This window comes from Hydrogenophaga borbori (assembly GCF_003417535.1).
Classification (GTDB): Bacteria; Pseudomonadota; Gammaproteobacteria; order Burkholderiales; family Burkholderiaceae_C; genus Hydrogenophaga; species Hydrogenophaga borbori.
This window is the reverse complement of record NZ_QVLS01000006.1, coordinates 100100-123723: the sequence shown is the minus strand read 5'-3', so window position 1 is coordinate 123723 and position 23624 is coordinate 100100. Positions and strand designations below refer to the sequence as shown.

Below are 23624 nucleotides of genomic sequence, written 5' to 3'. Positions count from 1 at the left end.
GCCGCGATGTTCCCGAGAACACCGCCAGGAAGGAACGAATACGTTGTTGGTTGTTTATGACGAAAACGTCTATGGCCACCGCTTGCGGGGCTCAGCCGCGCAGCGGAAACCCCTCCGCCAGCGCCTCGCGCAGCCAGGCCACGAACACCGACACCGCGCGTGGTACGTGGCTCGCGTAGGGACGGATGGCGTAGAGGTGGTCGCTGAAGGTGCCCACCGAGGCCCAGTCCGGCAGCACCTCCACCAGCTTGCCCGCGCGCAGGGCGGCCTGCGCGCTGAAGTCGGGCACCAGCGCGATGCCCAGGCCCGCGATCGCGGCGTCGCGCAGGGCCTCGCTGTTGTTGGCGGCGAAGGGCCCCGCCACCGGCACGGTGAGGCGCTGGGCCGGCGCCTGGCGGCGCGCCTCGCCGGCCTGCTGGAAGTGCCAGGCCGGCGTGTCCTGCGCGCGCGGGTAGTGCAGGCAGTCGTGGCCCGCCAGGTCCTGCGGCGTGGCGGGCGTGCCGCGGCGGCGCAGGTAGGCGCGGCTGGCCACCAGCACCGAGCGCGTGCGGCACAGGGTCCAGGCCACGTGCGTGTCGGGTGGCGTGGCGGTGTGGCGGATGGCGAGGTCGAAGCCCTCGGTGGCCAGCGAGCTCAGGCGGTCCGACAGGTCCAGCTCGAGGCGGATGCCGGGGTGCTCGCGCAGGAAGCCGGCGATGCGCGGCACCAGCTGCTGGCGCGCGAAGGCCACCGGCGCGGTGACCCGCACGCGGCCCACCGGCACCGCGGCCAGGTCGCGCACGCTGGCGAAGCCCTGGGCGATGCGCTCGAAGGGCTCGCGCAGGCCGTCGACCAGGCGCTGGCCGGCCTCCGTCAGGCGCACGCTGCGCGTGGTGCGCTGCACCAGGGGCACGCCGGCGGCGCGCTCGAGCTCGCTGATGTGCTGGCTCATGGCGGCCTTGCTCACGCCCAGGCGCTGCGCCGCCGCCGTGTAGCTGCCGTGTAGCGCCAGCACCGTGAGCCAGTGCAGGTGCGACAAGAGGTGTTCGGCTTTTTCCAGACTCATGCGGCGATTGTTCACCATGGCAAACAAAACGTTCAAGCCACGGGCCTAGGCGCGGGCAGGCCCTCTGCCTAGACTGGACCGCTTCTTCACCGCCCACGCCCGCCCGCCATGACCACGAACCCCAGCGCCATCACCCACTTCATCGGCGGCCGCGCCGCCGCCGGCACGTCCGCGCGCGTGCAGGACGTGACCAACCCCGCCACCGGCGCGGTGACCGGCCGCGTGGCCCTGGCCAACGCCGCCGACGTGGACGCCGCCGTGGCCGCCGCCCAGGCCGCCTTCCCGGCCTGGGCCGACACGCCGCCCATCCGCCGCGCGCGCGTGATGTTCAAGTTCCTCGAGCTGGTGAACCAGCACAAGGACGCGCTCGCGCGCCTCATCACGGCCGAGCACGGCAAGGTGTTCACCGACGCCCAGGGCGAGGTGGCGCGCGGCATCGACATCATCGAATTCGCCTGCGGCATTCCGCAGCTGCTCAAGGGCGACTTCACCGACCAGGTCTCCACCGGCATGGACAACTGGACCCTGCGCCAGCCGCTGGGCGTGGTGGCGGGCATCACGCCCTTCAACTTCCCGGTGATGGTGCCCATGTGGATGTTCCCGGTGGCCATTGCCGCGGGCAACAGCTTCGTGCTCAAGCCCAGTCCCATCGACCCCTCGCCCTCGCTGTTCATTGGCGAACTGCTGAAGCAGGCCGGCCTGCCCGACGGCGTCTACAACGTGGTACAGGGCGACAAGGAGGCGGTGGACGCGCTGCTGGTGCACCCCGACGTGAAGGCCATCAGCTTCGTCGGCTCCACGCCCATCGCCAACCACATCTACGAGACCGGCGCCCGCCACGGCAAGCGCGTGCAGGCCCTGGGCGGCGCCAAGAACCACATGGTGGTGATGCCCGACGCCGACCTCGACCAGGCGGTGGACGCGCTCATCGGCGCGGCCTACGGCAGCGCGGGCGAGCGCTGCATGGCCATCAGCGTGGCCGTGCTGGTGGGCGACGTGGCCGACAGGATCATGCCGAAGCTGGTCGAGCGCACGAAGGCGCTCAAGGTGCTGGACGGCATGAACCTCGCGGCCGAGATGGGCCCCATCGTCACGGCCGCCGCGCACCAGCGCATCAGCGGCTACATCGAGACCGGCGCAAAGGAAGGCGCGAAGCTGCTGGTCGATGGCCGGGGCTTCAAGGGTGCTTCGGCGGGCAAGGGTTGCGACCAGGGCTTCTGGATGGGTGGCACGCTGTTCGACCACGTGGGCACCGACATGCGCATCTACAAGGAAGAGATCTTCGGCCCCGTGCTCAGCTGCGTGCGCGTGCCCGACTTCGCGCAGGCGGTGCAGATCATCAACGAGCACGAGTTCGGCAACGGCGTCTCCTGCTTCACGCGCGACGGCAACGTGGCGCGCGAGTTCGCGCGCCGCATCCAGGTGGGCATGGTGGGCATCAACGTGCCGATCCCCGTGCCCATGGCCTGGCACGGCTTCGGCGGCTGGAAGAAGAGCCTGTTCGGCGACATGCACGCCTACGGCGAGGAGGGCGTGCGCTTCTATACCAAGCAGAAGTCGATCATGCAGCGCTGGCCGGAGTCGATCGGCAAAGGCGCCGAATTCGTGATGCCCACCGCGAAATGAGCGCCCCCCTGCGCGCCTTCGGCGCTTCCCCCCCGCGGGGGGACGCAGCCTGAGGACCGGCGAAGCCGGATCCTCGGCTGCCGCGGTACCTTTTCCGGCGACATTGCACGAACAGGAGGCACGCGTGAGCAACACCCGTTTCGATTTCATCGTCATCGGCGCCGGCACGGCGGGGTGTCTGCTCGCCAATCGCCTGTCGGCCGATCCGTCGAAGCGCGTGCTGCTGGTGGAGGCCGGCCGCAGGGACGACTACCACTGGATCCACATCCCGGTGGGCTACCTGTACTGCATCGGCAACCCGCGCACCGACTGGTGCTACCAGACCGAGCCCGACCCCGGCCTCAACGGCCGGCGCCTGCGCTACCCGCGCGGCAAGACCCTGGGCGGCTGCTCCAGCATCAACGGCATGATCTACATGCGTGGCCAGCGGCGCGACTACGAGCGCTGGGCCGAGGCCACGGGCGACGACGCCTGGCGCTGGGACGCCTGCCTGCCCGACTTCATGGCGCACGAAGACCACCACCGCCTGGACGCCGCCCAGGACGCGGCCTTCGCGGCGCTGCACGGCAACGGCCGGCGAGGCAGCACCGGCGAGTGGCGCGTGGAGAAGCAGCGCCTGCGCTGGGACATCCTTGACGCCTTCGCCCTGGCCGCGCAGCAGGCCGGTGTGCCCGCCACGGCCGACTTCAACGGCGGCGACAACGAGGGCGTGGGCTATTTCGAGGTGAACCAGAAGGCCGGCTGGCGCTGGAACGCGTCCAAGGCCTTTTTGCGACCGGTGCAGCACCGGCCCAACCTCACGGTGTGGACCGAGACCCTGACCGAGCGCCTGCTGTTCCAGCGCGGCGCCGATGGCGCGCTGCGCTGCACCGGGGCCGAGCTGCGCCGGGGCGGCGAGCGGGTCCGCGTGAGCGCTGCGCGCGAACTGGTGCTGAGCGCCGGCAGCGTGGGCTCGCCCGCGCTGCTGCAGCGCTCGGGCCTGGGCCCGGCCGGGCTGCTGCGCGGGCACGGCGTCGAGGTGCTGCACGAACTGCCCGGCGTGGGCGAGAACCTGCAGGACCACCTGCAGATCCGCGCGGTCTACAAGGTCCAGGGCGCGCCCACGCTCAACGTGCTGGCCAATTCGCTGTGGGGCAAGGCGCGCATCGGCCTGCAGTACGCGCTGTCGCGCAGCGGGCCCATGAGCATGTCGCCCAGCCAACTCGGCGCCTTCACGCGCAGCGATCCTTCACAGCCGCACGCCAACCTGGAGTACCACGTGCAGCCGCTGAGCCTGGACGCCTTCGGCGAGCCGCTGCACGCCTTTCCGGCCTTCACCGCGAGCGTGTGCAACCTCAACCCCAGCAGCCGGGGGCACGTGCGCATCACCGGTGCCGACCCCGAGGCCGCACCGGCCATCGCGCCGCTGTACCTGGCCACCGAGGAGGACCGCCGCGTGGCCGCCGACAGCCTGCGCGTGACGCGGCGCATCGTGGCCCAGCCCGCGCTGGCGAGGTACCGGCCCGAGGAGTTCAAGCCCGGCCCGCAGTACCAGAGCGACGAGGAGCTCGCGCGCCTGGCCGGCGACATTGCCAGCACCATCTTCCACCCCGTGGGCACCACCAAGATGGGTCGCGCGGACGACGACAGCGCCGTGGTCGACAGCCACCTGCGTGTGCGCGGCGTGGCCGGCCTGCGCGTGGTGGACGCGGGCGTGATGCCCACCATCACCAGCGGCAACACCAACAGCCCTACGCTGATGATCGCGGAGAAGGCCGCGCGCTGGATCCGCGAAGGCGCCTGAGCCCGCCGGCGGCGGATCGGATCGGCCTCAGCGCAAACCGCCCACGTATTTGTGGGGCGGCTCGTCCAGGGGCGCCGGCCCGGGCGCGGCGCGCAGCGCCTCGGCCGCCACGTCCAGCAGCGTCTTGCGCGGCGCCGCGCCCATGGCCACGATGGCCGCCTCCAATTTGTCGGCCCAGGGCAGCAGGTCCGCGTGGCCCTCGGCGGCGGCCCGCTCGCGCGTGAAGCGCACGATGGCGCGCGCGTACTCGGCGTTGGTGGCCAGCCATTCGGTGTCGATGACCCGGCCGGTCTTGCGCCGCAGCAGCACGTGCAGGTGCGCCGCGATGGCGAACAGCTCGCTGCCGCCGCTCACCCGCCCAGCCTCTCGTTGTGCAGGGCGGCGTCCAGGCCCTGGCGCTCGGCGTCGGCGCCCACGCGCAGACCGGCGAAGCGCGAGACGATGAACAGCACCACGGTGGTCATCACCAGGCTGTAGGCCAGCACCGCCGCGCAGGCGATGAGTTGGGTGAGCAGGCTGCCCTGTTGGCCCGAGATCGCCGGGTCGGCCAGCGCGCCGGTGAGCAGCGCGCCCACCAGCCCGCCCACGCCGTGCACGCCGAAGACGTCGAGCGAGTCGTCGGCGCGCAGCAGGCGCTTGAGCCCCGTGGCGCCCCAGTAGCAGGCGAAGCCCGCCGCCACGCCGATGAGCAGGGCCGCGCGCGGGCCGACGAAACCGGCGGCCGGCGTGATGGCCACCAGCCCCGCCACCACGCCCGAGCACAGACCCAGCAGGGTGGCGCGTTGGCGGGTCCACCATTCGGCCAGCATCCAGGCCAGGGCGCCGGCCGCCGCGGCGATGTGCGTGACCACCATCGCCAGGCCCGCGCGGCCGTCGGCCGCCAGGGCCGAGCCGCCGTTGAAACCGAACCAGCCCACCCACAGCAGGCCGGTGCCGGCCATGGTGAGGCCCAGGTTGAAGGGCAGGAAGGGCTCGCGCCCATAGCCCTGGCGCGGGCCCAGGGCGTAGGCGCAGACCAGGGCGGCCGCGCCGGCGTTGATGTGCACCACGGCACCGCCGGCGAAGTCCAGCGCACCGAGCTGGGCCAGCCAGCCCCCCGGTTCCCAGACCCAATGCGCGATCGGCGCATAAACCAGCAGCAGCCACAGGCCAGCGAAGCCGAGCAGGGCGCCGAACTTCATGCGCTCCACCAGGGCGCCCACCACCAGGGCGCAGGTGATGACGGCGAAGCTGAGCTGGAACAGGGCGAACACCGACTCCGGCAGCCGCGGCGCGATGTGGCTCACGGCCACCCGCCCGTCCGGGCCGAGGTATTGCAGCCCGGCGAAGCCGGCGCGCGACAGGCCACCGATGAAGCCACCCGACTCGCCCCCGGGCGTGAAAGCCAGTGAGTAAGCGATCGCAAACCACAGAACGCTCACCAGCGCGGCGATCGCCATCACGCTGGCCATGGTGTTGAGGGCATTGAAGCGACGCACCATGCCGCCGTAGAACAGGCCGATGCCCGGCAAGGTCATGAGCAGCACCAGGGCGGTGCTCACCATGACCCAGGCGGTGTCGGCGCCCGAGAGGCTGTCCAAGGCCGCCAGGGCGGGGCCGCTGATGTTGTCGGGCATGGCTGAAGTCCCAGGTGGTGGTGGGCGGCGTTCTGCATTTCCTGTGCCAGCGGTCGGTCCCATGCAAGGGAAAGCCCCGATGCACCCGGGCGGTGCAAGCGGCTACAGTCTCCGAGTTGCCTGGTGCTCCCTAGGGGTATCCGGGTCGTTGGAGACCGAGGAGACAACCCATACCGGCAATGCCGGGCGTGCCGAACCGGCGCACTACACGACTGGAAGAGCCGACCCAAAAGGTCGGCTTTTTCTTTTGGTGGGCCGCTTATCAATTCAACAATTCTTGTATCATTGAATGATGGACGAACCCACCGCCATTCAATGCCTCGCCGCGCTGGCCCACGAGCACCGCCTGCGCGTATTTCGCGCCTTGGTCGTGGCCGGCGACGAGGGCCTCACGCCCGGTGCCATGACCGAGCGGCTCGACATCGCCGCCACCAAGCTGTCCTTTCACCTCAAGGAGCTGGCGAACGCCGGCCTGGTGACGCAGCAGCGCGAGGGGCGCAACCTCATCTACCGCGCGGTCTACGCGCACATGAACGGCCTGCTGGCCTACCTCACCGAGAACTGCTGCCAGGGCGCGCCGTGCGCCGTGGACGGCCCGTCCTGCGCTTGCTGATCTTTCACCGCCATGACCTCACCCGCTCCCCTGAACGTGCTCTTCCTGTGCACGCACAACGCCGCCCGCAGCATCCTGGCCGAGGCCACGCTCAACCACTTGGGCCAGGGCCGTTTCAAGGCCTACTCGGCCGGCAGCCAGCCGCGCGACAACCAGCAGCCCCACCCCTTGGCCCTGGAGGTGCTGCGGCGCGCGGGCATCGCCACCGAGGGGCTGCGCAGCAAGGGCTGGGACGAATTCGGCCGCCCCGACGCGCCGCCCATGGACCTGGTCATCACCGTCTGCGACAACGCCGCGGGCGAAACCTGCCCCTACTGGCCCGGCCAGCCGGCCACGGCCCATTGGGGCTATGCCGACCCGTCCTCGGTGACGGGGACGCCCGAGCAGCAGCTCGACGCTTTCCGGCAGACCCTGCTGGCCATTCGCCGACGGCTTGAGCTGCTGGTCAATCTGCCCGCGAGCGCCGTGGACCGCCTGGCGCTGCAGGACTCGGCGCGCGCGCTGGCCAAGGACTGATCCCATGGCCCTGCAGGACAGCGCCCTGTCGGCGCCACCGGGCGCCGCGCCCGCCATCGGTTTCTTCGAGCGCTACCTGAGCCTCTGGGTCGCGCTGTGCATCGTCGCCGGCGTGGCGCTCGGGCGGCTGCTGCCCGGTCTGTTCCACGCCATCGCCGCGCTGGAGCTGGCCCGGGTGAACCTGGTGGTGGGCGCGCTCATCTGGGTGATGGTCGTCCCGATGCTGCTGAAGATCGACTTCGCCGCACTGGGTCAGGTGCGCGCGCACGCGCGGGGCATCGGCGTCACCCTGTTCGTCAACTGGGCCGTCAAGCCCTTCTCCATGGCGCTGCTGGGCTGGTTGTTCATCCGCCACGCCTTCGCGCCCTGGCTGCCGCCGGACCAGATCGACAGCTACGTGGCCGGCCTGATCCTCCTGGCGGCCGCGCCCTGCACGGCCATGGTGTTCGTGTGGAGCCAGCTCTGCCGCGGCGACCCGTACTTCACGCTGTCGCAGGTGGCGCTCAACGACGCCATCATGGTCGTGGCCTTCGCGCCCATCGTGGCGCTGCTGCTGGGGCTGTCGTCCATCACCGTGCCCTGGGACACGCTGCTCATCTCCGTGGGCCTGTACATCGTGGTGCCCGTGGCCCTGGCCCAGGCCTGGCGCCGGGCACTGCGGCGGCGTGGCCAGGCCCGCTTCGAGGCGGTGGTGTCGCGGCTGGGGCCGCTGTCCATCGGCGCGCTGCTGCTCACGCTGGTGCTGCTGTTCGGTTTCCAGGGCGAGGCCCTGCTGGGGCAGCCCCTGGTCATCGCCCTGCTCGCGGTGCCGATCCTGGTCCAGGTGCTGCTCAATTCGGGGCTGGCCTACTGGCTCAACCGCCGGTTCGGCGTGGCGCACTGCGTGGCGGGGCCGTCGGCGCTGATCGGCGCGAGCAACTTCTTCGAACTGGCGGTGGCCACCGCCATCGGCCTGTTCGGCTTTCAGTCCGGCGCGGCGCTGGCCACGGTGGTGGGCGTGCTGATCGAGGTGCCGGTGATGCTGGCCGTGGTGGCCGCCGTGAACCGCAGCCAGGCCTGGTACGAGCGGGGCGCGGCGGGGCGGCGCGGCGCCTGAGCGCGGGCGGCGACAATCGCCGCCGTTATGGAACTGCTGCTCGTCTCGGCCGCCTCGCTGCTGGCCGGCTTCGTGGACTCGATCGTGGGCGGGGGCGGGCTGATCCTCGTGCCCGCGATGTTCGCGGTCTTTCCCCACACCCACCCGGCCACGCTGTTCGGCATCAACAAGGGCGCGGCCGTGCTGGGCACGGCGGCGGCCACGGTGCAGTACGCGCGGCGCGTGGACATGCCCTGGCGCGCGCTGCTGCCGGCGGCGGCCATGGCCTTCGCTGGCGCCATGGCGGGCGCCTGGACGGTCACCGTGGTCTCGCCCGACTTCCTGCGCCGCGCGCTGCCTTTCGTGCTGGGCGCGGTGCTGCTCTACACCCTGGCGCGCAAGGACCTGGGCCACGCGCACGATCCGGCCTTCGCCGGGCGCCGGCTGACGGCGGCGGCCTGCCTGATGGGCGCGGTCATCGGTTTCTACGACGGCTTCTTCGGCCCGGGCACCGGCAGCTTCTTCGTCTTCCTGTTCGTGCGCTGGCTGGGCTTCGACTTCCTGCACGCCAGCGCCAGCGCCAAGCTGCTGAACACGGCGTCCAACCTGGCGGCGCTGCTGCTGTTCGCGCTCAAGGGCCATGTGTGGTGGCACTACGCCCTGGTGATGGCCCTGGCCAATGTGGTGGGCAGCCTGGCCGGTACCCGGCTGGCGCTCAAGCACGGCAGCGGTTTCGTGCGCTGGGTGTTCATCGGGGTGGTGGGGGCGCTGATCCTCAAGACCACCTGGGACGCCTGGCTGCGCTAGTTCCGGCCGTGGCCTTGGTGCATCTGCACTATTCGCGTGCTGGGAAACCCTGCCTAGTATCAAGCTGGCCGCCCGTGCGCCGATGCCCAGGCCAGGGTGGCTTGGTCCGCCTTCGACGATGGAGATCCTGTCCGCCATGCCCCATACCCGCCTCCCGCGCTTTCTGCTTGCCTGCCTGACCGCCACGCTGCTGGGGTCGGGCGCCGCCACCGCTCAGGGCCTGCCGCCGACCGTGGAGGCCGACCGCCAGTTGCAACTGGCCTCCGGCGAAATGGAGAAGGAGGACAAGGGCGGCAAGGCCGACTGGCCCAAGGCGGCCGCTGCGCTCAAGGCCGCCGAGGCCACTGGCGTGCCCATGCCGGCCAACTTCGACTACCACTACGGCCGCGCCCTGCAGGCCACGGGCCAGCACGCCGCCGCCCTGGAGCGCCTGGAGCGCTACCTGCGCGTGCACGGCACCAAGGGCAAGTACTACAGCCAGGCGCTGCAGATCTACACCAGTGCCCAGGCGGGCAAGGCCGCGGCCGACGAAGCCGCGCGCCAGCGGGCCGCGGTGGCCGCGGCCTGGGTGAACGTGAAGACCACCTGGTGGAGCGTGGACGAGCTGGAGGACGGCTGCGAACGCGCCGAGAGCCGCATCGAACGCTACGCGCCGAGCGCGCGCAACCTCGATTGCTCGTGCAAGACCGGCTTCATCGAACACCCGGCCTGGCGCGACCACCAGGAGATCAGGTGCACGGTGACCTGGCAAGGCAACCTGCTGCAGGAAAAGCGCGAAACCTTCCACGGCGAGCGCAAGTACCGCACCCATTCGGGCAGCGGCTCCACGCTCGAAGGCATGAGGTCGCGCCAGGAATGAGCGGCGGGCTTGCGCGGCACGGCGGGCGTCTGGTGGCGCTGGGGGTGGCGCTGGGGGTGGCGCTGGCGGCCCTGGCGCTGTCCGCGCTGGGGGGGGCGTCCGCCCGGGCGGCCGAGATCGGCGGCCAGGGCACGCTGCGCCCCGGCGGCGGTCTGGCCCGGGTGGAGTGCTTCAAGAGCGCGACCCCGGACGTCCCCGAGGTCTGCGGGATCCACGAGATTCGCTGGAAGCTCACGACGCTGATGGGCGAGCCGGTGGCCAACGCCGGGCTCGTGTGGACCATCAGCTCGGTGAAGATCCGCGTGGGCAAGGAGGTCCGGGGCTTTCCCGTGGAGCAGCTGCCCGCGCCGCTGGAGCGGGCCGCCCGGCGCAGCGAGCTCATGGTCTACGGCCTGGGCCTCTTCATCGGCAAGGGCGGGGCGATCCTGGCCGTCGATCTGGACACGGGCGCGCCCGTGCGGCCCGATGGCCAGGTGTCGTTCAACGTGCCGGGCAGCCCCGACTGGTCGCGCTTCATCATCAGCGGCGGCTCCAGCCGGCTCCCGAGCGGCGACTTCACCATGGGGCAGCAGGGCTGGTGCGCCCGGGAGGGGCGAAGCCACCTGTCGCCGGCCGACGCCAAGGACGCCATGCGCGGGGGCGTCAAACTGACGGAACTGATCATCTGCCCGCGCAGCTCGGCCAGCGCCAGCGCGCTGGCGAGCGCTTTGCAGGCGTTCTGCGAGAAGACGCCGCAGCTCGCGTACTGCGAGAAAAAGCCGAAGCCGGACAAACCCGATCTGGCCCATGCCGACGCCCTGGACAAAGCGGCCGACGCCCCCGACGTGCGCCGCGTGCACGCGCGCCTGGTCGAGGCCTTCCGCCAGGCGTCCGAGGCGGCCTGCCGCCAGGAACTGGCGCCCGTGCAGGCCTGCCGGCGCCAGCAATGCCCCGACCCGCAGGGCCCCGACGAGGCCCGCTGCAAGGCGATGCCGGGCCGGCCGTGGCGCGACATCGGCCCCTTGCTGACGCGCGTGGACAACTCGCCCTGCGACGCGCGCTGCGAACGCGAGCGCGAGCGCAACCGCGAGGAAGCGCGCCAGGCGCGCGAGCGCGAAGCGCGCGAATTCGAGGCCAGGGAAGCGGCCTGGGTGTCGCAATGGGGTGAGCTGTCGCGCCAGTGCCAGGCCAACCGGGAGGCCCGCGCGGCCCAGGCGCGCTGCGTGCAGGCATCGGAAAGCCGCTGCAACCCGGGCGGGCTCACGCCCCAAACCTGCCTGGACCGGCGCATGGCCGGCGCGCCCACGTCCGCCGCGGCGCAGGCGGTGTTCGACCAGCAGACGCAGGAGCGCCGCCGCGCCGACGAGCGCCCGCGCTTCCTGGACTGAGGCGGGGAGCCCGCCCTGGCGGGCCGGGCGGGCACCCGCGCCGCCGGCGCCGCCTCAGGGCGCCGTGGCCGCGGGCACCTCGGGTGGCCAGACCACGTCGCTCACGCGCCGCGGCGTGCCGATGGGCGGACCGCCCCCGCCGGCCTGCAGGGCGGCGATGTCCTGCTCGCTCGGGTACTGGCCGAGCAGCAGGTAGTCGAACACGCGGCGCGCGATGGGCGCGGCCGCGGCGGCGCCGAAGCCGGCGTTTTCCACGATCACGGCCAGCGCCACGCGCGGCTCGTCGGCCGGCGCGAAGGCCAGGTAGAGCGAGTGGTCGCGCTGGTGCTCTTCCAGCTTGCGGGCGTCGTAGCGCTCGCGCTGGCCGATGGTGACGGCCTGCGCCGTGCCGGTCTTGCCGCCGCTGGTGTAGCCGGCGCCCGAGAACACGCGCGCCGAAGTGCCCTCGGTGGTGACGGCCTGCATGGCGCTGAGCACGACGCGCACGTGCTCGGGCTTGAAGTTCAGGTTCTCGGTCGGCGGCGTGGGCAGCGGCTCGACCTGGCCGGTGAGTGGGTTGCGCCGCGCCAGCGACAGGTGCGGCGTGCGCTTGACGCCGCCGTTGGCCAGGGTGGCCATGGCGTTGGCCATCTGCAGCATGGTGAAGTTGTTGTAGCCCTGGCCGATGCCCAGCGAAACGGTCTCGCCCGCGTACCAGCGCTGTGCCTCGGGGCGCTTGTAGGTGTCGCGCTTCCATTGCTGGCTGGGCAGCACGCCGCGCACCTCGCCCTTGAGGTCGATGCCCGTGAGCTGGCCGATGCCCAGGGGCTTCATGAAGTCGTGGATGGCGTCCACGCCCATCTCGTTGGCCAGCGAATAGAAGTAGACGTTGCTCGACTTGATGATGGCGCGGCGCATGTCCACCGCGCCCAGGCCGCCGTCGCCGTGGCTGCGGAAACGGTGGTTGCCCAGCATCCAGTAGCCGGGGTCGTTGATGGCGGTCTCGGCCTTGCGCGCGCCGGTCTCCAGCGCGGCCATGGCCATGAAGGGCTTGTAGGTGGAGCCCGGCGGGTAGGTGCCGCGCAGGGCGCGGTTGAGCAGCGGCTTGTCGATCGACTCGTTGAGCGCGCGCCAGTTGTCGACGTCGATGCCCTCGACGAAGAGGTTGGGATCGAAGGTGGGCTTGGAGACCAGGGCCAGCACCTCGCCGTTGCGCGGGTCGATCGCCACCAGGGCGCCCCGGCGATCGCCGTACAGCGTCTCGACCAGGTTCTGCAGCTTGGCGTCGATGGTGAGCACCACGGTGTCGCCCGGCGTGGGCGGCGTGGCCGCGAGCGAGCGCACCGCGCGCCCGCCGGCCGAGGTCTCCACCCGCTCGAAGCCGGTGGTGCCGTGCAGGGTCTGCTCGTGCTGCTGCTCGGCGCCGAGCTTGCCGATGTACTCGGTGCCGCGGTAGTTGGCCTGGTCTTCCTCGGGCCAGTCGGCGATGAGCTCCTTTTCGCGCTGGTTGATGCGGCCGATGTAGCCGATCACGTGGCTGGCGGTTTCGCCGTTGGGGTAGTGGCGCAGCAGCCGCGCGCGCACCTCCACGCCGGGGAAGCGGTAGCGCTGGGCCGTGAAGCGCGCCACCTCCTCGTCGCTCAGCCGGGTGCGGATGGGCAGGGAGTCGAAGCGGTGCGACTCCTCCAGCAGCTTGCGGAAGCGCCGCTCGTCGCGCGGGGAGATCTCCACCAGCTCGCGCAGGCCGGCGATGGTGTCGTCGAGGTCCTCGATCTGCGAGCGCGTGATCTCCAGGGTGTAGGCCGAGTAGTTGCTGGCCAGCACGCGGCCTTCGCGGTCGACGATCTGGCCCCGGTTGGGCACCACCGGCAGCACCGCCGTGCGGTTGCTCTCGGCCTGGGCCATGAACTCCTCGTGCCGGGTCACCTGCAGCCAGGTCATGCGCGCCACGATCAGGCCGAAGGCGAACAGCACCGTCAGCGCGATCACGATCACGCGCTGGCGAAACTGCCAGATGTCCGCGTCGACGTTGCGCAGTTCAGTCATGTGCGTTCACCCGAGGGCTCTGTGCGCGAGGTGGCCCGACCCAGGGCACCCCGGACCGGCGTTGCCGGGCCGGGGGCGCGCCTTGCAGGCCGCGCCCGTGCCAGAGGTGCAGGCTCTTCGGGCCGCCCAAGCCTGCGCAGGCAGGCTCGGAGCCGCGGCCCTCAGCCCCCTCGAGGGGGGCGCGCGAAGCGCGGCGGGGGTGTCCATCTAGATCGGTCGGTTGTCGTCCGGGTCGGGTGCGCGGCGCTGGGGGGCCAGCAGCATCACCGTCACCACGGGCCACAGCATGGCCTCGAACAGCGGCGAAAGGAAGTAGGGCCAGCCCGGGAAGCTGCCGCCGGCCAGCAGGCGCACCACCATGCCGATGAGGTGTGCCGCCACGAACAGCGGCAGCACCTGCAGCGACTGCGCCGGCACCGGGAACCACAGCAGCCGCCGGTGCATGGCCACGGCGCCGAAGGCCATGACGGTGTAGGACAAGGCGTGCTGGCCGAGCAGGGCGCCCTGGTGCACGTCCATGACCAGGCCGAAGAAGAAGGCCGTGCCCACGCCGATGCGCAGTGGCTGGTGCACGCACCAGAACACCAGGCTGAGCGCGAGCAGGTCGGGCACCCAGGCGGCGCGGCCGAACAGGCCCATGTTGAGCAGCATGTTCAGCGCCAGCGCGCAGATCAGGCTGAACCAGATGAAGACGGGGTTGGCGGGCAGCAGCAGTTGCTGGCCGGGGCGCATGATCATGGTCGAGCCCCTTGGCGACCGGGCCGGCTGGCGGCCTTGGCGCCCGGCACGGGCCCGGGCTGGGTGGCGTCCGCGGCGGGTGCGGCCGCGGGGGGCGGCGGCAGCTGCGCGCCCGCGGGCTCCAGCACCAGCACGTGCAGCGCGCCGTCCATGCGGGCCAGGGCCTCGGCGCGGATGCGCATGAAGGACGAGCCGCTCTGGCGCTCCACGGCGGTGACGCGCGCCACCGGCAGGCCGGGCGGGTACACCGCGTCCACACCGCTGGTGGTGAGCAGGTCGCCTTCGCGGATGTCGGTCTCGGCCAGGGTGTAGCGCAGTTCCAGGCCGTCGCCGTCGCTGGCCGGCTGGCCGTAGGCCACGCTGCGCACGCCGGAGCGGACGTCGAGCACGGGGATGGCCTGGTCGCGGTCCACCAGCAGGCTGACCTCGGCGATCAGCGGGTACACGCGCGTCACCTGGCCCAGCACGCCCGACTCGTCGATCACCGGCGCGCCGGCCACCACGCCATGCGTCTGGCCGCGGTCGATGACCACGCGGCGGGAGTAGGGGTCGGCGGCGTCGTACACCACCTGGGCGCCGATGGCGCCGGCCTTCACGCGCTCGCGCATGGACAGCAGTTCGCGCAGGCGCTGGTTTTCATTCATCAGCTGGTCCACCTGCAGGCTGCGCGCGGCCTGGTCGGCCAGTCGGCGCACGGCATCGGCTTCGTTCTGCTGGGCGGTGTGCAGGCTGGTGACGTAGCCGCCGGCCGCGCCCACCAGCTGCACGGGCTGAAGCACCGCCCACTGCACGGGGTACAGCGCCGTGGCCAGTGCCGCGCGCACGGGCTGCGCCACGCGAAAGCGCAGGTCGGCCACCATCAGGAACAGCGCCACGGCGCTGAACACGATCAGCTTGGACAGGGCCGAGGGGCCCTGCTTGAAGAACGGCGGTGGGGTGCGGTCCAGCGTGCCCAGTGGCATGGCGGCTCGCCGCGCGGAACGCGGCCCTTATTCGCTGGTGAAGATCGTGCCCAGGCGCTCCATGCGCTCCAGGGCCATGCCGCAGCCGCGCACCACGCAGGTCAGGGGCTCTTCGGCCACCAGCACGGGCAGGCCGGTCTCTTCGGCGAGCAGGCGGTCGAGGTCGCGCAGCAGCGCGCCGCCGCCGGTGAGCATCATGCCGCGCTCGGCGATGTCGGCGCCGAGCTCGGGCGGGGTCTGCTCGAGCGCGTTCTTCACCGCGCTGACGATCTGGTTGAGCGGCTCGGTGAGGGCTTCCAGCACCTCGTTGGAGCTGATGGTGAAGCTGCGCGGCACGCCCTCGGAGAGGTTGCGGCCCTTGACCTCCATCTCGCGCACTTCCGAACCGGGAAAGGCCGAGCCGATTTCCTTCTTGATCGCCTCGGCGGTGGGCTCGCCGATGAGCATGCCGTAGTTGCGGCGGATGTAGGCAATGATGGCGTCGTCGAACTTGTCGCCGCCCACGCGCACGCTGCCCTTGTAGACCATGCCGCCGAGGCTGATGACGCCCACCTCGGTGGTGCCGCCGCCGATGTCGACCACCATGGAGCCCGAGGCGTCGGACACCGGCAGGCCGGCGCCGATGGCCGCGGCCATGGGTTCTTCGATCAGGTAGACCTCGCTGGCGCCCGCGCCCAGGGCCGACTCGCGGATGGCGCGGCGCTCGACCTGGGTCGAGCCGCAGGGCACGCAGATGATGATGCGCGGGCTCGGCTTGAACATCGAGCGCGGGTGCACCATCTTGATGAACTGCTTGAGCATCTGCTCGGTGACCGTGAAGTCGGCGATCACGCCGTCCTTCATCGGGCGGATGGCCTCGATGTTGCCGGGCACCTTGCCGAGCATGGCCTTGGCTTCGCGGCCCACCGCCTGGATGGTCTTCTTGCCCTGAGGACCGCCTTCGTGGCGGATGGACACGACCGAGGGCTCGTCGAGCACGATGCCCTTGTTGCGCACGTAGATGAGGGTGTTGGCGGTGCCGAGGTCGATGGCCAGGTCGGTCGAAAAACTCCGACGGAACGCTTCAAACATGGTGGGTGAATCCTGTGGGATGCGTCAGCTCACGCGCACGCGTGCAGCCGGGGGTGGGGCCGGGGTCGGACCGGGGCATCGGGGCTAAGTGATTGATTCGGTGGCGAAAACCGGGCCAAAAGGCCGGCTCCGCTGAACGCAGGATAATACCCGAACGCCTGTGTACAACCGCATCAAAACAGGCCTGTTTGCCCCTCAAACGGGCCGTTTTGCATCCGGTTGCAGGCCCGTGCCGCCCTGGCGGCGCGGGTCCCTTCACCTCCCAGCACCATGTCCCTGACCCCCAACGACATCGGGCGCATCGCCCACCTGGCGCGCCTGGAACTCGACGCCGAGCACAGCGAGCGCCTGCTTGGCCAGCTCAATGGCTTCTTCGACATCGTCGAGCGCATGAAGGCCGTCGACACCACCGGCGTCGAGCCCCTGGCCCATCCCACCGCCGTGATGGAGGACGTGGCCTTGCGCCTGCGCCCCGACGTGGTGAGCGAGCCGAACGCGCGCGAGGCCAACCAAAAGAGCGCCCCGGCCGTGGAAAACGGCCTGTTCCTGGTGCCGAAGGTGATCGAATGAGCGCGCCGGATCTGCACCAGATGGGCGTGGCCGAGCTGGCCCAGGCCCTGGCCGACAAAAAGACCAGCAGCACCGAGGCGACGCAACACCTGCTGGCGCGGGCGAAACAGCACGAGGCCCTGGGCGCCTACCTGGCGCTCGACGAAGAGGTCTCGCTGGCCCAGGCCCGGGCCGCCGACGCGCGCATCGCCGCCGGCGAGCGCACGCCGCTGCTGGGCGTGCCGATCGCGCACAAGGACATCTTCGTCACGCGCGACTTTCCCACCACCGCCGGCTCCAAGATGCTGGAGGGCTACCGCAGCCCCTTCGACGCCACCGTGGTGGCCCGGCTCGGGCAGCAGGGCGCGGTGACCCTGGGCAAGCTCAACTGCGACGAGTTCGCCATGGGCTCGGGCAACGACAACTCCGCCTTCGGCCCCGCGCGCAACCCCTGGGACCCGGCCCGCGTGCCGGGTGGCTCGTCGGGGGGCTCCGCGGCGGTCGTGGCCGCGCGCCTGGCGCCCGCCGTCACCGGCACCGACACCGGCGGCTCCATCCGACAGCCCGCCGGCTTCTGCGGCGTGACCGGCATCAAGCCCACCTATGGCCGCTGCTCGCGCTACGGCATGGTGGCCTTTGCCTCCAGCCTGGACCAGGCCGGCCCCATGGCGCGCAGCGCGGCCGATTGCGCCACGCTGCTCACGGCCATGGCCGGGCCCGACATCGACCGCGATTCCACCAGCCTGGACCACCCGGCCGAGGACTACGGCCGCCTGCTGGGCAAGACCTGGGGCGAGGGGCGCGACGGCGCCAGCGCCGCGCAGCCGCTCAAGGGCCTGCGCATCGGCATCCCCGAAGAGTGGATGAACTGGGCGGACGACGCCCCGACCACGGACCAGCGCGTGTCCGGCGACGTCACCCTGAGGGTGTCGGGCGCGCTGAAGCAGCTCGAGGCGCTCGGTGCCAGCCTGCGCCGCATCCGCCTGCCGCGGACCGAAATGTCCATCCCGGCGTACTACATCATCGCGCCCGCCGAGGCGAGCTCGAACCTCAGCCGCTACGACGGCGTGAAGTTCGGCCACCGCGCCGCGAAGTACGACGACCTGCTGGACATGTACAAAAAGTCGCGCAGCGAGGCCTTCGGCGCCGAGGTACAGCGGCGCATCATGATCGGCACCTACGTGCTGAGCCACGGCTACTACGACGCCTACTACCTCAAGGCCCAGCAGATCCGCCGCCTCATCGCGCAGGACTTCCGCGCCGCCTTCGCCGAATGCGACCTGATCGCCGGGCCGGTCGCGCCCACGGTGGCCTGGAAGATCGGCGAACTGGCCGACGACCCGGTCGCCGCCTACCTGGCGGACATCTATACCCTGCCCGCCTCGCTCGCGGGCCTGCCGTGCATGAGCGTGCCGGCCGGGCTCGGCGCCACCAGCGGCCTGCCCGTCGGCCTGCAGCTCGTCGGCGACTACCTGAAGGAGGCCGAGCTGCTGCAGGTGGCGCACGCCCTCCAGCAGGCCACGGACTGGCACACGCACGCCCCCGCGGGGTACTGACCATGAGCAAAGCAAGCCCTTCCCTGCTGGTGCACGGCTACGAGGTCGTGATCGGCTTCGAGACGCACACCCAACTGGCCACGCGGTCCAAGATCTTCAGCCGCGCGGCCACCGCCTTCGGCGCCGAGCCCAACACCCAGGCCAGCGCGGTGGACCTCGCCTTGCCTGGCACCCTGCCCGTGATGAACCGCGAGGCCGTGGCCTGCGCCATCCGCCTGGGCCTGGCCGTGGGCGCGCACATCGCCGAGCGCAGCGTTTTCGCGCGCAAAAACTACTTCTACCCCGACCTGCCCAAGGGCTACCAGATCAGCCAGTACGAGATTCCGGTGGTGCAGGGCGGCGCGGTCAGTTTCTACCTGGGCGACGACAAGAAGACCGTGCGCCTGGTGCGCGCGCACCTGGAGGAAGACGCCGGCAAGAGCCTGCACGAGGACTTCATCGGCCAGAGCGGCATCGACCTCAACCGCGCGGGCACGCCGCTGCTGGAGATCGTGACCGAGCCCGACATCCGCTCCAGCGCCGAGGCCGTGGCCTACGCGAAGGAGCTGCACAAGATCGTCACCTGGATCGGCATCTGCGACGGCAACATGCAGGAGGGCTCGTTCCGCTGCGACGCCAACGTCTCGGTGCGCAAGCCCGGGGCGCCGCTGGGCACGCGCCGCGAGATCAAGAACCTGAACTCGTTCAAGTTCATGCAGCAGGCCATCGACTACGAGGTGCGCTGGCAGATCGAACAGATCGAGGACGGCCACGCCATCGAGCAGGCCACGGTGCTGTTCGACCCCGACACGGGCGAGACGCGCGCCATGCGCACCAAGGAAGACGCGGCCGACTACCGCTACTTCCCCGACCCCGACCTGCCGCCACTGGTGGTGTCGCGCGACTGGGTGGCCGAGGTCAAGGCCGCCATGCCCGAGCTGCCGCGCGCCATGGCCGAGCGCTTCGTGCAGCAGTACGCCCTGCCCGAATACGACGCCACCACGCTGACGCAAAGCCCCGCGATGGCGGCCTACTTCGAGGCCGCGGCCCAGGCCAGCGGCCAGGCCAAGATGGCCAGCAACTGGGTGATGGGCGAGGTCTCGCGCCGGCTCAACAACGAAGAGAAGGGCATCGCCGACGCGCCCGTGAGCGCGGCGCAGCTCGCCGCCCTGCTCCAGCGCATCGCCGACGGCACGGTGTCCAACAACGCGGCCAAGCAGGTGATGGATGCGCTGTGGACGGGCGAAGGCGCCGAGGTGGACGCGGTCATCGAGGCCAAGGGCCTCAAGCAGGTCAGCGACAGCGGTGCGATCGAGAAGATCATCGACGAGGTGATGGCCGCCAACGCCGAGATGGTGGCCCAGTTCCGCGCCGGCAAGGACAAGGCCTTCAACGCCCTGGTGGGCCAGGCCATGAAGGCCAGCAAGGGCAAGGCCAACCCGCAGCAGGTGAACGACCTGCTGCGCCAGAAACTGGGTTGAGGCCCCTGTTGGGGCCCTTGTTCGCGGACGGGGGCCGGTTCAGCGGCTCTGCGCGGCGGTGCCGGCCCAGAGCTGCTTGAGCTTGGCCAGCTCTTCGTCGAAGCGCGCGTTCACGCGCTGCTTCTCCTGCGTCTGGTCGACCAGGAAGCGCTTCTGCACGTCCATCTGCTTGTCGTTGTCCTCGACCTTGCGCCGCAGCCACAGCGGGGCCTTGGCCAGGTCGCCCTGGTAGAACTCCAGCTCCTGCGCGATGCCCTTGCGCTGTTCGATCAGGGCCGCTTCGCGCTTGTGCACGGCGGCGATGACGTCGTCGATCTGCGCCAGCGCCTCCTGGCGCTCCTTGTCGTGCACGCCCTGGTTGGGGTAGCGGATCAGCAGCGCGCGCTCGCGCCGGCGCTCCTCTTGGAGGCGGGCCTGCTCTTCCTGCTCGGCGCGGCGCTTGGCCTCGACCTTCTCGCGCTCCTCGCGCGTGTAGCTGGGCGGGATCACCTCGCGCACGGTGCCGGTGCGGCCCAGGCGCTGCTGCTCGCGGTCCAGGCAGTCGACGATGGGCCGGTCGGAGGTGATGCGCCGGCCCTTGCCGTCGGTGCAGGTGTAGATGGACTGCGTGTTGTTCTGCGCTTGCGCGCCCAGCGACAGCAGCAGCAGGGCCGCCGCGCCAGCGAGTCGGGAGCGGTGGGGCAGGGACATCGGCAGCGGCAGGCGGTTCATGGTGGTGGGGTGGGTCAGTTCACGCCGTAGCGGGCCCGGTAGGCCAGCACGCGGTCGCGGTGCGCCGCGACCTCGCCGCCCGCCTGGGCGGACAGATACTGAAGCAAATCATCGAGCTTCGCAATCGAACAGACCTGCAGGCCGAGCTGGCGTTGCACGTACTGCACGGCACTGTGATCCACGTCGCGGACCACGCCGTCGGGGCCGGGCTCGGTGGCCTTCTCCTGGCGGTCCAGCGCGATGGCGACGGCGCTCGGCGTGGCGCCGGCGGCGCGGATCAGGGCGATGGACTCGCGCGCGGCCGTGCCGGCGCTCATGACGTCGTCGACGATCAGCACGCGGCCTTGCAGCGGCGCGCCCACCAGGGTGCCGCCTTCGCCGTGGTCCTTGGCTTCCTTGCGGTTGTAGGCGAAGGGCACGTTGCGGCCCAGGCGGGCGAGCTCGATGGCCACGGCCGCGCCCAGCGGGATGCCCTTGTAGGCCGGGCCGAAGATCATGTCGAAGGCAATCCCGCTGTCGAGCAGCGCGCGTGCATAGAATGCCGCGAGCCGGCCCAGCTTGGCCCCGTCGTCGAACAGGCCGGCGTTGAAAAAATAGGGCGAGAGGCGCCCGGCCTTGGTCTTGAATTCGCCGAACTTCAGTGCGCCGGCCTCGACGCAGAACTTCACGAACGCCTGGGCCAGCGGCTCATCGGCCGCGCCTGCCATCACCATATGAGGATTTCCTTGTGTTCAATCTGACCAGCCTCAACCTCAACGGCATCCGCTCGGCCACCACCAAAGGCCTCGAAGACTGGCTGGCGAAAAGTGCGCCGGATTGTATTTGCATGCAGGAAGTGAAGGCCCAGGCGGCCGATGTGGCCGGTCGCTTCGAGGAACTGGCCGGGATGCGCGGGCACTTCCATTTCGCGCAGAAAAAGGGCTACGCGGGCACAGCCGTCTTCACGCGCCACGAGCCGAGCGCGGTGCTCACCGGCTTCGGCACGCACGAGTTCGACGACGAGGGCCGCTACACCGAGCTGCGTTTCGACACGCCCCGGCGCAAGCTGTCGATCATCAGCGTGTACTTCCCCAGCGGCTCGTCCGGTCCCGAGCGGCAGGAATCCAAGTACCGCTTCCTGGCGGCCTTCTTCCCGCACCTGGTGACGCTCAAGTCGCAGCGCGAATTCATTCTCTGTGGCGACGTGAACATCGCGCACACGCAGAACGACCTGAAGAACTGGCGCAGCAACCAGAAGAACAGCGGCTTCCTGCCCGAAGAGCGGGCCTGGATGACCCAGCTGTTCGCCGAAGTGGGCCTGATCGACGTCTACCGCCAACTGCAGCCCGACACCACCGACGCCTGCTACACGTGGTGGAGCAACCGAGGCCAGGCCTGGGCCAACAACGTGGGGTGGCGGCTGGACTACCACCTGGCCACGCCAGCGATGGCCGCGCACGCGCGCACCGAGGCCATCTACAAGGCGCAGCGCTTCTCGGACCACGCGCCGATCACCATCGGCTACGACTTCACGCTCTGAGAGGGCCACCGCGCCTGGGCCGCCGGCCCGCGGTGCGCGCATGCCCCGACGAAACACGCCCCACCCATGACCGACTTCCCCCTGCGCCTGGCCACGCGAAAGAACGGCGCCCGCGACGGCGAACTCATGCTGGTCAGCCCCGACGCCCGGCGCTGGGCGCCGGCCGCGGGCCCCGCCCGCACCCTGCAGGCCCTGCTCGACGACTGGGCGGCCCTGACCCCGGCGCTGGACGAGCAGCGGCGCGGGCTGGACGCCAGCGGCTGGGCCTCGGCGGCGCCGTTCGAGGCGTCCGCCTGCATGGCCCCGCTGCCCCGCGCGTTTCAGTGGGCCGACGCCTCGGTCTACCGCAACCACGCCCGCCTGATCTACCAGTGGCGCCAGGAGCCCATTCCGCCGCGCTACGAGGAAGAGCCCCTGGTGTACCAGGGCGGCTCGGACGTGATGATCGGCCCCGAGGACCCCATCGTCGCGGTCGACGAGGCGCACCAGATCGACCTGGAGGCGGAGATCGCCGTGGTGACGACGGACGTGCCCATGGGCACCTCGGCGGCCCAGGCGGGCGATTGCATCGCCCTGGTCGTGCTGCTCAACGACGTGTCGCTGCGTGGCCTCATCCCCAGCGAACTGGCCAAGGGCTTCGGCTTCTACCAGAGCAAGCCGGCCACGAGCTTCGCCCCCATCGCGCTGACCCCCGCGGCCCTGGGCGCCGCCTGGAAGGACGGCATGCCCGACCTGCGGGTGCGCATCCGCATCAACGGCGGCTGGTTCGGCGAACCCTCGGCCAACGAGGACACGGTCTTCAACTTCCCGCAGATCATCGAGCACCTGGCGCGCACGCGTGGCCTGGGCGCGGGCAGCATCGTCGGCGCCGGCACGATCAGCAACGCCGACCCGCGCTCGGGCAGCGCCTGCATCACCGAGGCCCGTGTGCGGGCGCAGCTGGGTGGCGCGCCCGAGGCCGATCTGCCGCGCTACCTGCGCCACGGGGACCGCGTCGGCATCGAGGCGGTCGGCGCGGACCCGTCCGACGCCCTGTTCGGCGCCATCGACCAGCGCGTCGAGGTCCGAGGGAGGCGCTGAGCGATGCTGCGCTACCGCACCATTCCCGTCACCGCTTTCGCCCAGAACTGCTCCATCGTCTGGTGCGACGAGGCGATGGAGGCCGCGGTCATCGACCCGGGCGGCGACCTGGACACCCTGCTGGAGGAGGCGCGGCGCCTGGGCGTCGCGCTCAAGGCCATCTGGCTCACGCACGCGCACATCGACCACGCGGGCGCCACGGCCGAGCTGGCGCGGCGCCTGTCGCTGCCCATCATCGGCCCGCACGAAGGCGACCGCTTCTGGATCGACGCCCTGCCGCAACAGGGCGCCATGTTCGGCTTCCCGCCGGCCGAGACCTTCACGCCCACGCGCTGGCTGGTCGATGGCGACACGGTGCGCATCGGCCGCTGCGAACTCGCGGTGCGCCACTGTCCGGGCCATACGCCGGGGCATGTGGTGTTCCATTCGAAGGACGCGCAGCGCGCCTTCGTGGGCGACGTGCTGTTCGTGGGCAGCATCGGCCGCACGGACTTCCCCGGCGGCAACCACGCGCAACTGCTGGCCAGCATCCGCGAGCGGCTTTGGCCCATGGGGGACGAGACGGTGTTCATCCCCGGGCACGGGCCCGAGGGCCGCTTCGGGCAGGAGCGGCGCTCCAACCCCTTCGTGGGCGATCGGGGCTGAG

General features: G+C 71.0%; 23 protein-coding genes. 14 read left to right on the top strand and 9 right to left on the bottom strand.

All coding sequences use genetic code 11. The features are described 5' to 3' along the window. Positions 1-91: 91 nt before the first annotated feature. Entirely contained in the window at positions 92-1045 is a 954-nt protein-coding gene (locus DY262_RS11150) for a LysR family transcriptional regulator (RefSeq protein WP_116959256.1), read from the bottom strand. A 108-nt stretch (positions 1046-1153) separates the two neighbouring features. Here DY262_RS11150 and DY262_RS11145 point away from each other — a divergent pair, with 108 nt between their 5' ends. Next, complete coding sequence (locus DY262_RS11145; RefSeq protein ID WP_116958945.1) at positions 1154-2671, top strand: CoA-acylating methylmalonate-semialdehyde dehydrogenase; 1518 nt, start codon at positions 1154-1156, stop codon at positions 2669-2671. 124 nt (positions 2672-2795) lie between these two features. Further along, positions 2796-4454 (top strand): GMC family oxidoreductase, encoded by a 1659-nt coding sequence (locus tag DY262_RS11140; protein WP_116958944.1) that lies wholly within the window; start codon positions 2796-2798, stop codon positions 4452-4454. Positions 4455-4481: 27 nt separating this feature from the next. On the opposite strand, the gene DY262_RS11135 is transcribed toward DY262_RS11140, so the two are convergent. After that, the gene (locus DY262_RS11135; protein ID WP_116958943.1) at positions 4482-4808 is read right to left on the bottom strand and encodes a hypothetical protein; all 327 of its coding nucleotides are present in this window, start codon (positions 4806-4808) and stop codon (positions 4482-4484) included. Beyond that, the gene (locus DY262_RS11130; RefSeq protein ID WP_116958942.1) at positions 4805-6070 is read right to left on the bottom strand and encodes an ammonium transporter; all 1266 of its coding nucleotides are present in this window, start codon (positions 6068-6070) and stop codon (positions 4805-4807) included. The genes DY262_RS11135 and DY262_RS11130 overlap by 4 nt, the downstream gene beginning before the upstream one ends. A gap of 292 nt (positions 6071-6362) precedes the next feature. Here DY262_RS11130 and DY262_RS11125 point away from each other — a divergent pair, with 292 nt between their 5' ends. The 6 genes from DY262_RS11125 to DY262_RS11100 all read left to right on the top strand — a co-directional run bounded on the left by DY262_RS11125 (position 6363) and on the right by DY262_RS11100 (position 11307). Beyond that, positions 6363-6683, top strand: coding sequence for an ArsR/SmtB family transcription factor (locus DY262_RS11125; protein WP_116958941.1), 321 nt, complete (start codon positions 6363-6365; stop codon positions 6681-6683). Positions 6684-6695: 12 nt separating this feature from the next. Beyond that, positions 6696-7199 carry an arsenate reductase ArsC gene (locus DY262_RS11120; RefSeq protein WP_116958940.1) on the top strand — a complete coding sequence of 168 codons (504 nt, stop codon included), beginning with the start codon at positions 6696-6698 and terminating at the stop codon, positions 7197-7199. Between the two features lie 4 nt (positions 7200-7203). Beyond that, complete coding sequence (gene arsB, locus DY262_RS11115; RefSeq protein ID WP_116958939.1) at positions 7204-8295, top strand: ACR3 family arsenite efflux transporter; 1092 nt, start codon at positions 7204-7206, stop codon at positions 8293-8295. Positions 8296-8322: 27 nt separating this feature from the next. Next, the gene (locus tag DY262_RS11110; protein ID WP_070400193.1) at positions 8323-9081 is read left to right on the top strand and encodes a sulfite exporter TauE/SafE family protein; all 759 of its coding nucleotides are present in this window, start codon (positions 8323-8325) and stop codon (positions 9079-9081) included. A 118-nt stretch (positions 9082-9199) separates the two neighbouring features. Next, positions 9200-9940: a hypothetical protein gene (locus tag DY262_RS11105; protein ID WP_116958938.1), complete on the top strand. Its 741-nt coding sequence runs from the start codon at positions 9200-9202 to the stop codon at positions 9938-9940. Then, on the top strand, positions 9937-11307 hold the full coding sequence (locus DY262_RS11100) for a hypothetical protein (protein WP_147326215.1): 1371 nt from the start codon (positions 9937-9939) through the stop codon (positions 11305-11307). The genes DY262_RS11105 and DY262_RS11100 overlap by 4 nt, the downstream gene beginning before the upstream one ends. Positions 11308-11361: 54 nt before the next feature. Here the strand turns inward: DY262_RS11100 and mrdA are convergent, their stop codons facing one another. The 4 genes from mrdA to DY262_RS11080 all read right to left on the bottom strand — a co-directional run bounded on the left by mrdA (position 11362) and on the right by DY262_RS11080 (position 16103). Next, positions 11362-13332: a penicillin-binding protein 2 gene (gene mrdA / locus DY262_RS11095; protein ID WP_116958936.1), complete on the bottom strand. Its 1971-nt coding sequence runs from the start codon at positions 13330-13332 to the stop codon at positions 11362-11364. A 207-nt stretch (positions 13333-13539) separates the two neighbouring features. Next, positions 13540-14070, bottom strand: a complete 531-nt coding sequence (gene mreD / locus DY262_RS11090; RefSeq protein WP_116958935.1) for a rod shape-determining protein MreD — start codon at positions 14068-14070, stop codon at positions 13540-13542. Beyond that, positions 14067-15032 (bottom strand): rod shape-determining protein MreC, encoded by a 966-nt coding sequence (mreC, locus tag DY262_RS11085; protein WP_116958934.1) that lies wholly within the window; start codon positions 15030-15032, stop codon positions 14067-14069. The genes mreD and mreC overlap by 4 nt, the downstream gene beginning before the upstream one ends. 27 nt (positions 15033-15059) lie before the next feature. Continuing rightward, positions 15060-16103 carry a rod shape-determining protein gene (locus DY262_RS11080; protein ID WP_009519392.1) on the bottom strand — a complete coding sequence of 348 codons (1044 nt, stop codon included), beginning with the start codon at positions 16101-16103 and terminating at the stop codon, positions 15060-15062. 270 nt (positions 16104-16373) lie between these two features. Here DY262_RS11080 and gatC point away from each other — a divergent pair, with 270 nt between their 5' ends. The 3 genes from gatC to gatB are packed head-to-tail and all read left to right on the top strand — an operon-like array spanning position 16374 to position 19668. Beyond that, on the top strand, positions 16374-16673 hold the full coding sequence (gene gatC / locus DY262_RS11075; protein WP_116958933.1) for an Asp-tRNA(Asn)/Glu-tRNA(Gln) amidotransferase subunit GatC: 300 nt from the start codon (positions 16374-16376) through the stop codon (positions 16671-16673). Further along, the gene (gene gatA / locus DY262_RS11070; RefSeq protein ID WP_116958932.1) at positions 16670-18208 is read left to right on the top strand and encodes an Asp-tRNA(Asn)/Glu-tRNA(Gln) amidotransferase subunit GatA; all 1539 of its coding nucleotides are present in this window, start codon (positions 16670-16672) and stop codon (positions 18206-18208) included. The genes gatC and gatA overlap by 4 nt, the downstream gene beginning before the upstream one ends. Before the next feature lie 2 nt (positions 18209-18210). Continuing rightward, on the top strand, positions 18211-19668 hold the full coding sequence (gatB, locus tag DY262_RS11065) for an Asp-tRNA(Asn)/Glu-tRNA(Gln) amidotransferase subunit GatB (protein ID WP_116958931.1): 1458 nt from the start codon (positions 18211-18213) through the stop codon (positions 19666-19668). Positions 19669-19707: 39 nt separating this feature from the next. Here gatB and DY262_RS11060 read toward each other — a convergent pair whose 3' ends face one another. After that, positions 19708-20379, bottom strand: a complete 672-nt coding sequence (locus DY262_RS11060; protein WP_245980943.1) for a DUF4124 domain-containing protein — start codon at positions 20377-20379, stop codon at positions 19708-19710. A 14-nt stretch (positions 20380-20393) separates the two neighbouring features. Then, positions 20394-21092, bottom strand: coding sequence for an orotate phosphoribosyltransferase (gene pyrE / locus DY262_RS11055; RefSeq protein ID WP_116958930.1), 699 nt, complete (start codon positions 21090-21092; stop codon positions 20394-20396). A gap of 14 nt (positions 21093-21106) precedes the next feature. Here pyrE and DY262_RS11050 point away from each other — a divergent pair, with 14 nt between their 5' ends. The 3 genes from DY262_RS11050 to DY262_RS11040 all read left to right on the top strand — a co-directional run bounded on the left by DY262_RS11050 (position 21107) and on the right by DY262_RS11040 (position 23623). Continuing rightward, entirely contained in the window at positions 21107-21898 is a 792-nt protein-coding gene (locus tag DY262_RS11050) for an exodeoxyribonuclease III (RefSeq protein ID WP_116958929.1), read from the top strand. 66 nt (positions 21899-21964) lie between these two features. Next, the gene (locus tag DY262_RS11045) at positions 21965-22978 is read left to right on the top strand and encodes a fumarylacetoacetate hydrolase family protein (protein ID WP_116958928.1); all 1014 of its coding nucleotides are present in this window, start codon (positions 21965-21967) and stop codon (positions 22976-22978) included. Positions 22979-22981: 3 nt separating this feature from the next. Next, positions 22982-23623 carry an MBL fold metallo-hydrolase gene (locus DY262_RS11040; RefSeq protein ID WP_116958927.1) on the top strand — a complete coding sequence of 214 codons (642 nt, stop codon included), beginning with the start codon at positions 22982-22984 and terminating at the stop codon, positions 23621-23623. Position 23624: the final 1 nt, after the last annotated feature.

What these genes read in the sequence shown, in the direction of transcription:
- DY262_RS11125 (WP_116958941.1), top strand. Translation starts at nt 6,363, where the DNA reads ATGGACGAACCCACCGCCATTCAATGCCTCGCCGCGCTGGCCCACGAG.
- DY262_RS11105 (WP_116958938.1), top strand. Translation starts at nt 9,200, where the DNA reads ATGGAGATCCTGTCCGCCATGCCCCATACCCGCCTCCCGCGCTTTCTG.
- DY262_RS11130 (WP_116958942.1), bottom strand. Translation starts at nt 6,070, where the DNA reads ATGCCCGACAACATCAGCGGCCCCGCCCTGGCGGCCTTGGACAGCCTC.
- DY262_RS11110 (WP_070400193.1), top strand. Translation starts at nt 8,323, where the DNA reads ATGGAACTGCTGCTCGTCTCGGCCGCCTCGCTGCTGGCCGGCTTCGTG.
- DY262_RS11080 (WP_009519392.1), bottom strand. Translation starts at nt 16,103, where the DNA reads ATGTTTGAAGCGTTCCGTCGGAGTTTTTCGACCGACCTGGCCATCGAC.
- mreC (WP_116958934.1), bottom strand. Translation starts at nt 15,032, where the DNA reads ATGCCACTGGGCACGCTGGACCGCACCCCACCGCCGTTCTTCAAGCAG.
- gatB (WP_116958931.1), top strand. Translation starts at nt 18,211, where the DNA reads ATGAGCAAAGCAAGCCCTTCCCTGCTGGTGCACGGCTACGAGGTCGTG.
- DY262_RS11045 (WP_116958928.1), top strand. Translation starts at nt 21,965, where the DNA reads ATGACCGACTTCCCCCTGCGCCTGGCCACGCGAAAGAACGGCGCCCGC.
- DY262_RS11120 (WP_116958940.1), top strand. Translation starts at nt 6,696, where the DNA reads ATGACCTCACCCGCTCCCCTGAACGTGCTCTTCCTGTGCACGCACAAC.
- DY262_RS11100 (WP_147326215.1), top strand. Translation starts at nt 9,937, where the DNA reads ATGAGCGGCGGGCTTGCGCGGCACGGCGGGCGTCTGGTGGCGCTGGGG.
- DY262_RS11040 (WP_116958927.1), top strand. Translation starts at nt 22,982, where the DNA reads ATGCTGCGCTACCGCACCATTCCCGTCACCGCTTTCGCCCAGAACTGC.
- DY262_RS11150 (WP_116959256.1), bottom strand. Translation starts at nt 1,045, where the DNA reads ATGAGTCTGGAAAAAGCCGAACACCTCTTGTCGCACCTGCACTGGCTC.
- pyrE (WP_116958930.1), bottom strand. Translation starts at nt 21,092, where the DNA reads ATGGTGATGGCAGGCGCGGCCGATGAGCCGCTGGCCCAGGCGTTCGTG.
- gatA (WP_116958932.1), top strand. Translation starts at nt 16,670, where the DNA reads ATGAGCGCGCCGGATCTGCACCAGATGGGCGTGGCCGAGCTGGCCCAG.
- DY262_RS11145 (WP_116958945.1), top strand. Translation starts at nt 1,154, where the DNA reads ATGACCACGAACCCCAGCGCCATCACCCACTTCATCGGCGGCCGCGCC.
- mreD (WP_116958935.1), bottom strand. Translation starts at nt 14,070, where the DNA reads ATGATCATGCGCCCCGGCCAGCAACTGCTGCTGCCCGCCAACCCCGTC.
- DY262_RS11060 (WP_245980943.1), bottom strand. Translation starts at nt 20,379, where the DNA reads ATGAACCGCCTGCCGCTGCCGATGTCCCTGCCCCACCGCTCCCGACTC.
- mrdA (WP_116958936.1), bottom strand. Translation starts at nt 13,332, where the DNA reads ATGACTGAACTGCGCAACGTCGACGCGGACATCTGGCAGTTTCGCCAG.
- gatC (WP_116958933.1), top strand. Translation starts at nt 16,374, where the DNA reads ATGTCCCTGACCCCCAACGACATCGGGCGCATCGCCCACCTGGCGCGC.
- arsB (WP_116958939.1), top strand. Translation starts at nt 7,204, where the DNA reads ATGGCCCTGCAGGACAGCGCCCTGTCGGCGCCACCGGGCGCCGCGCCC.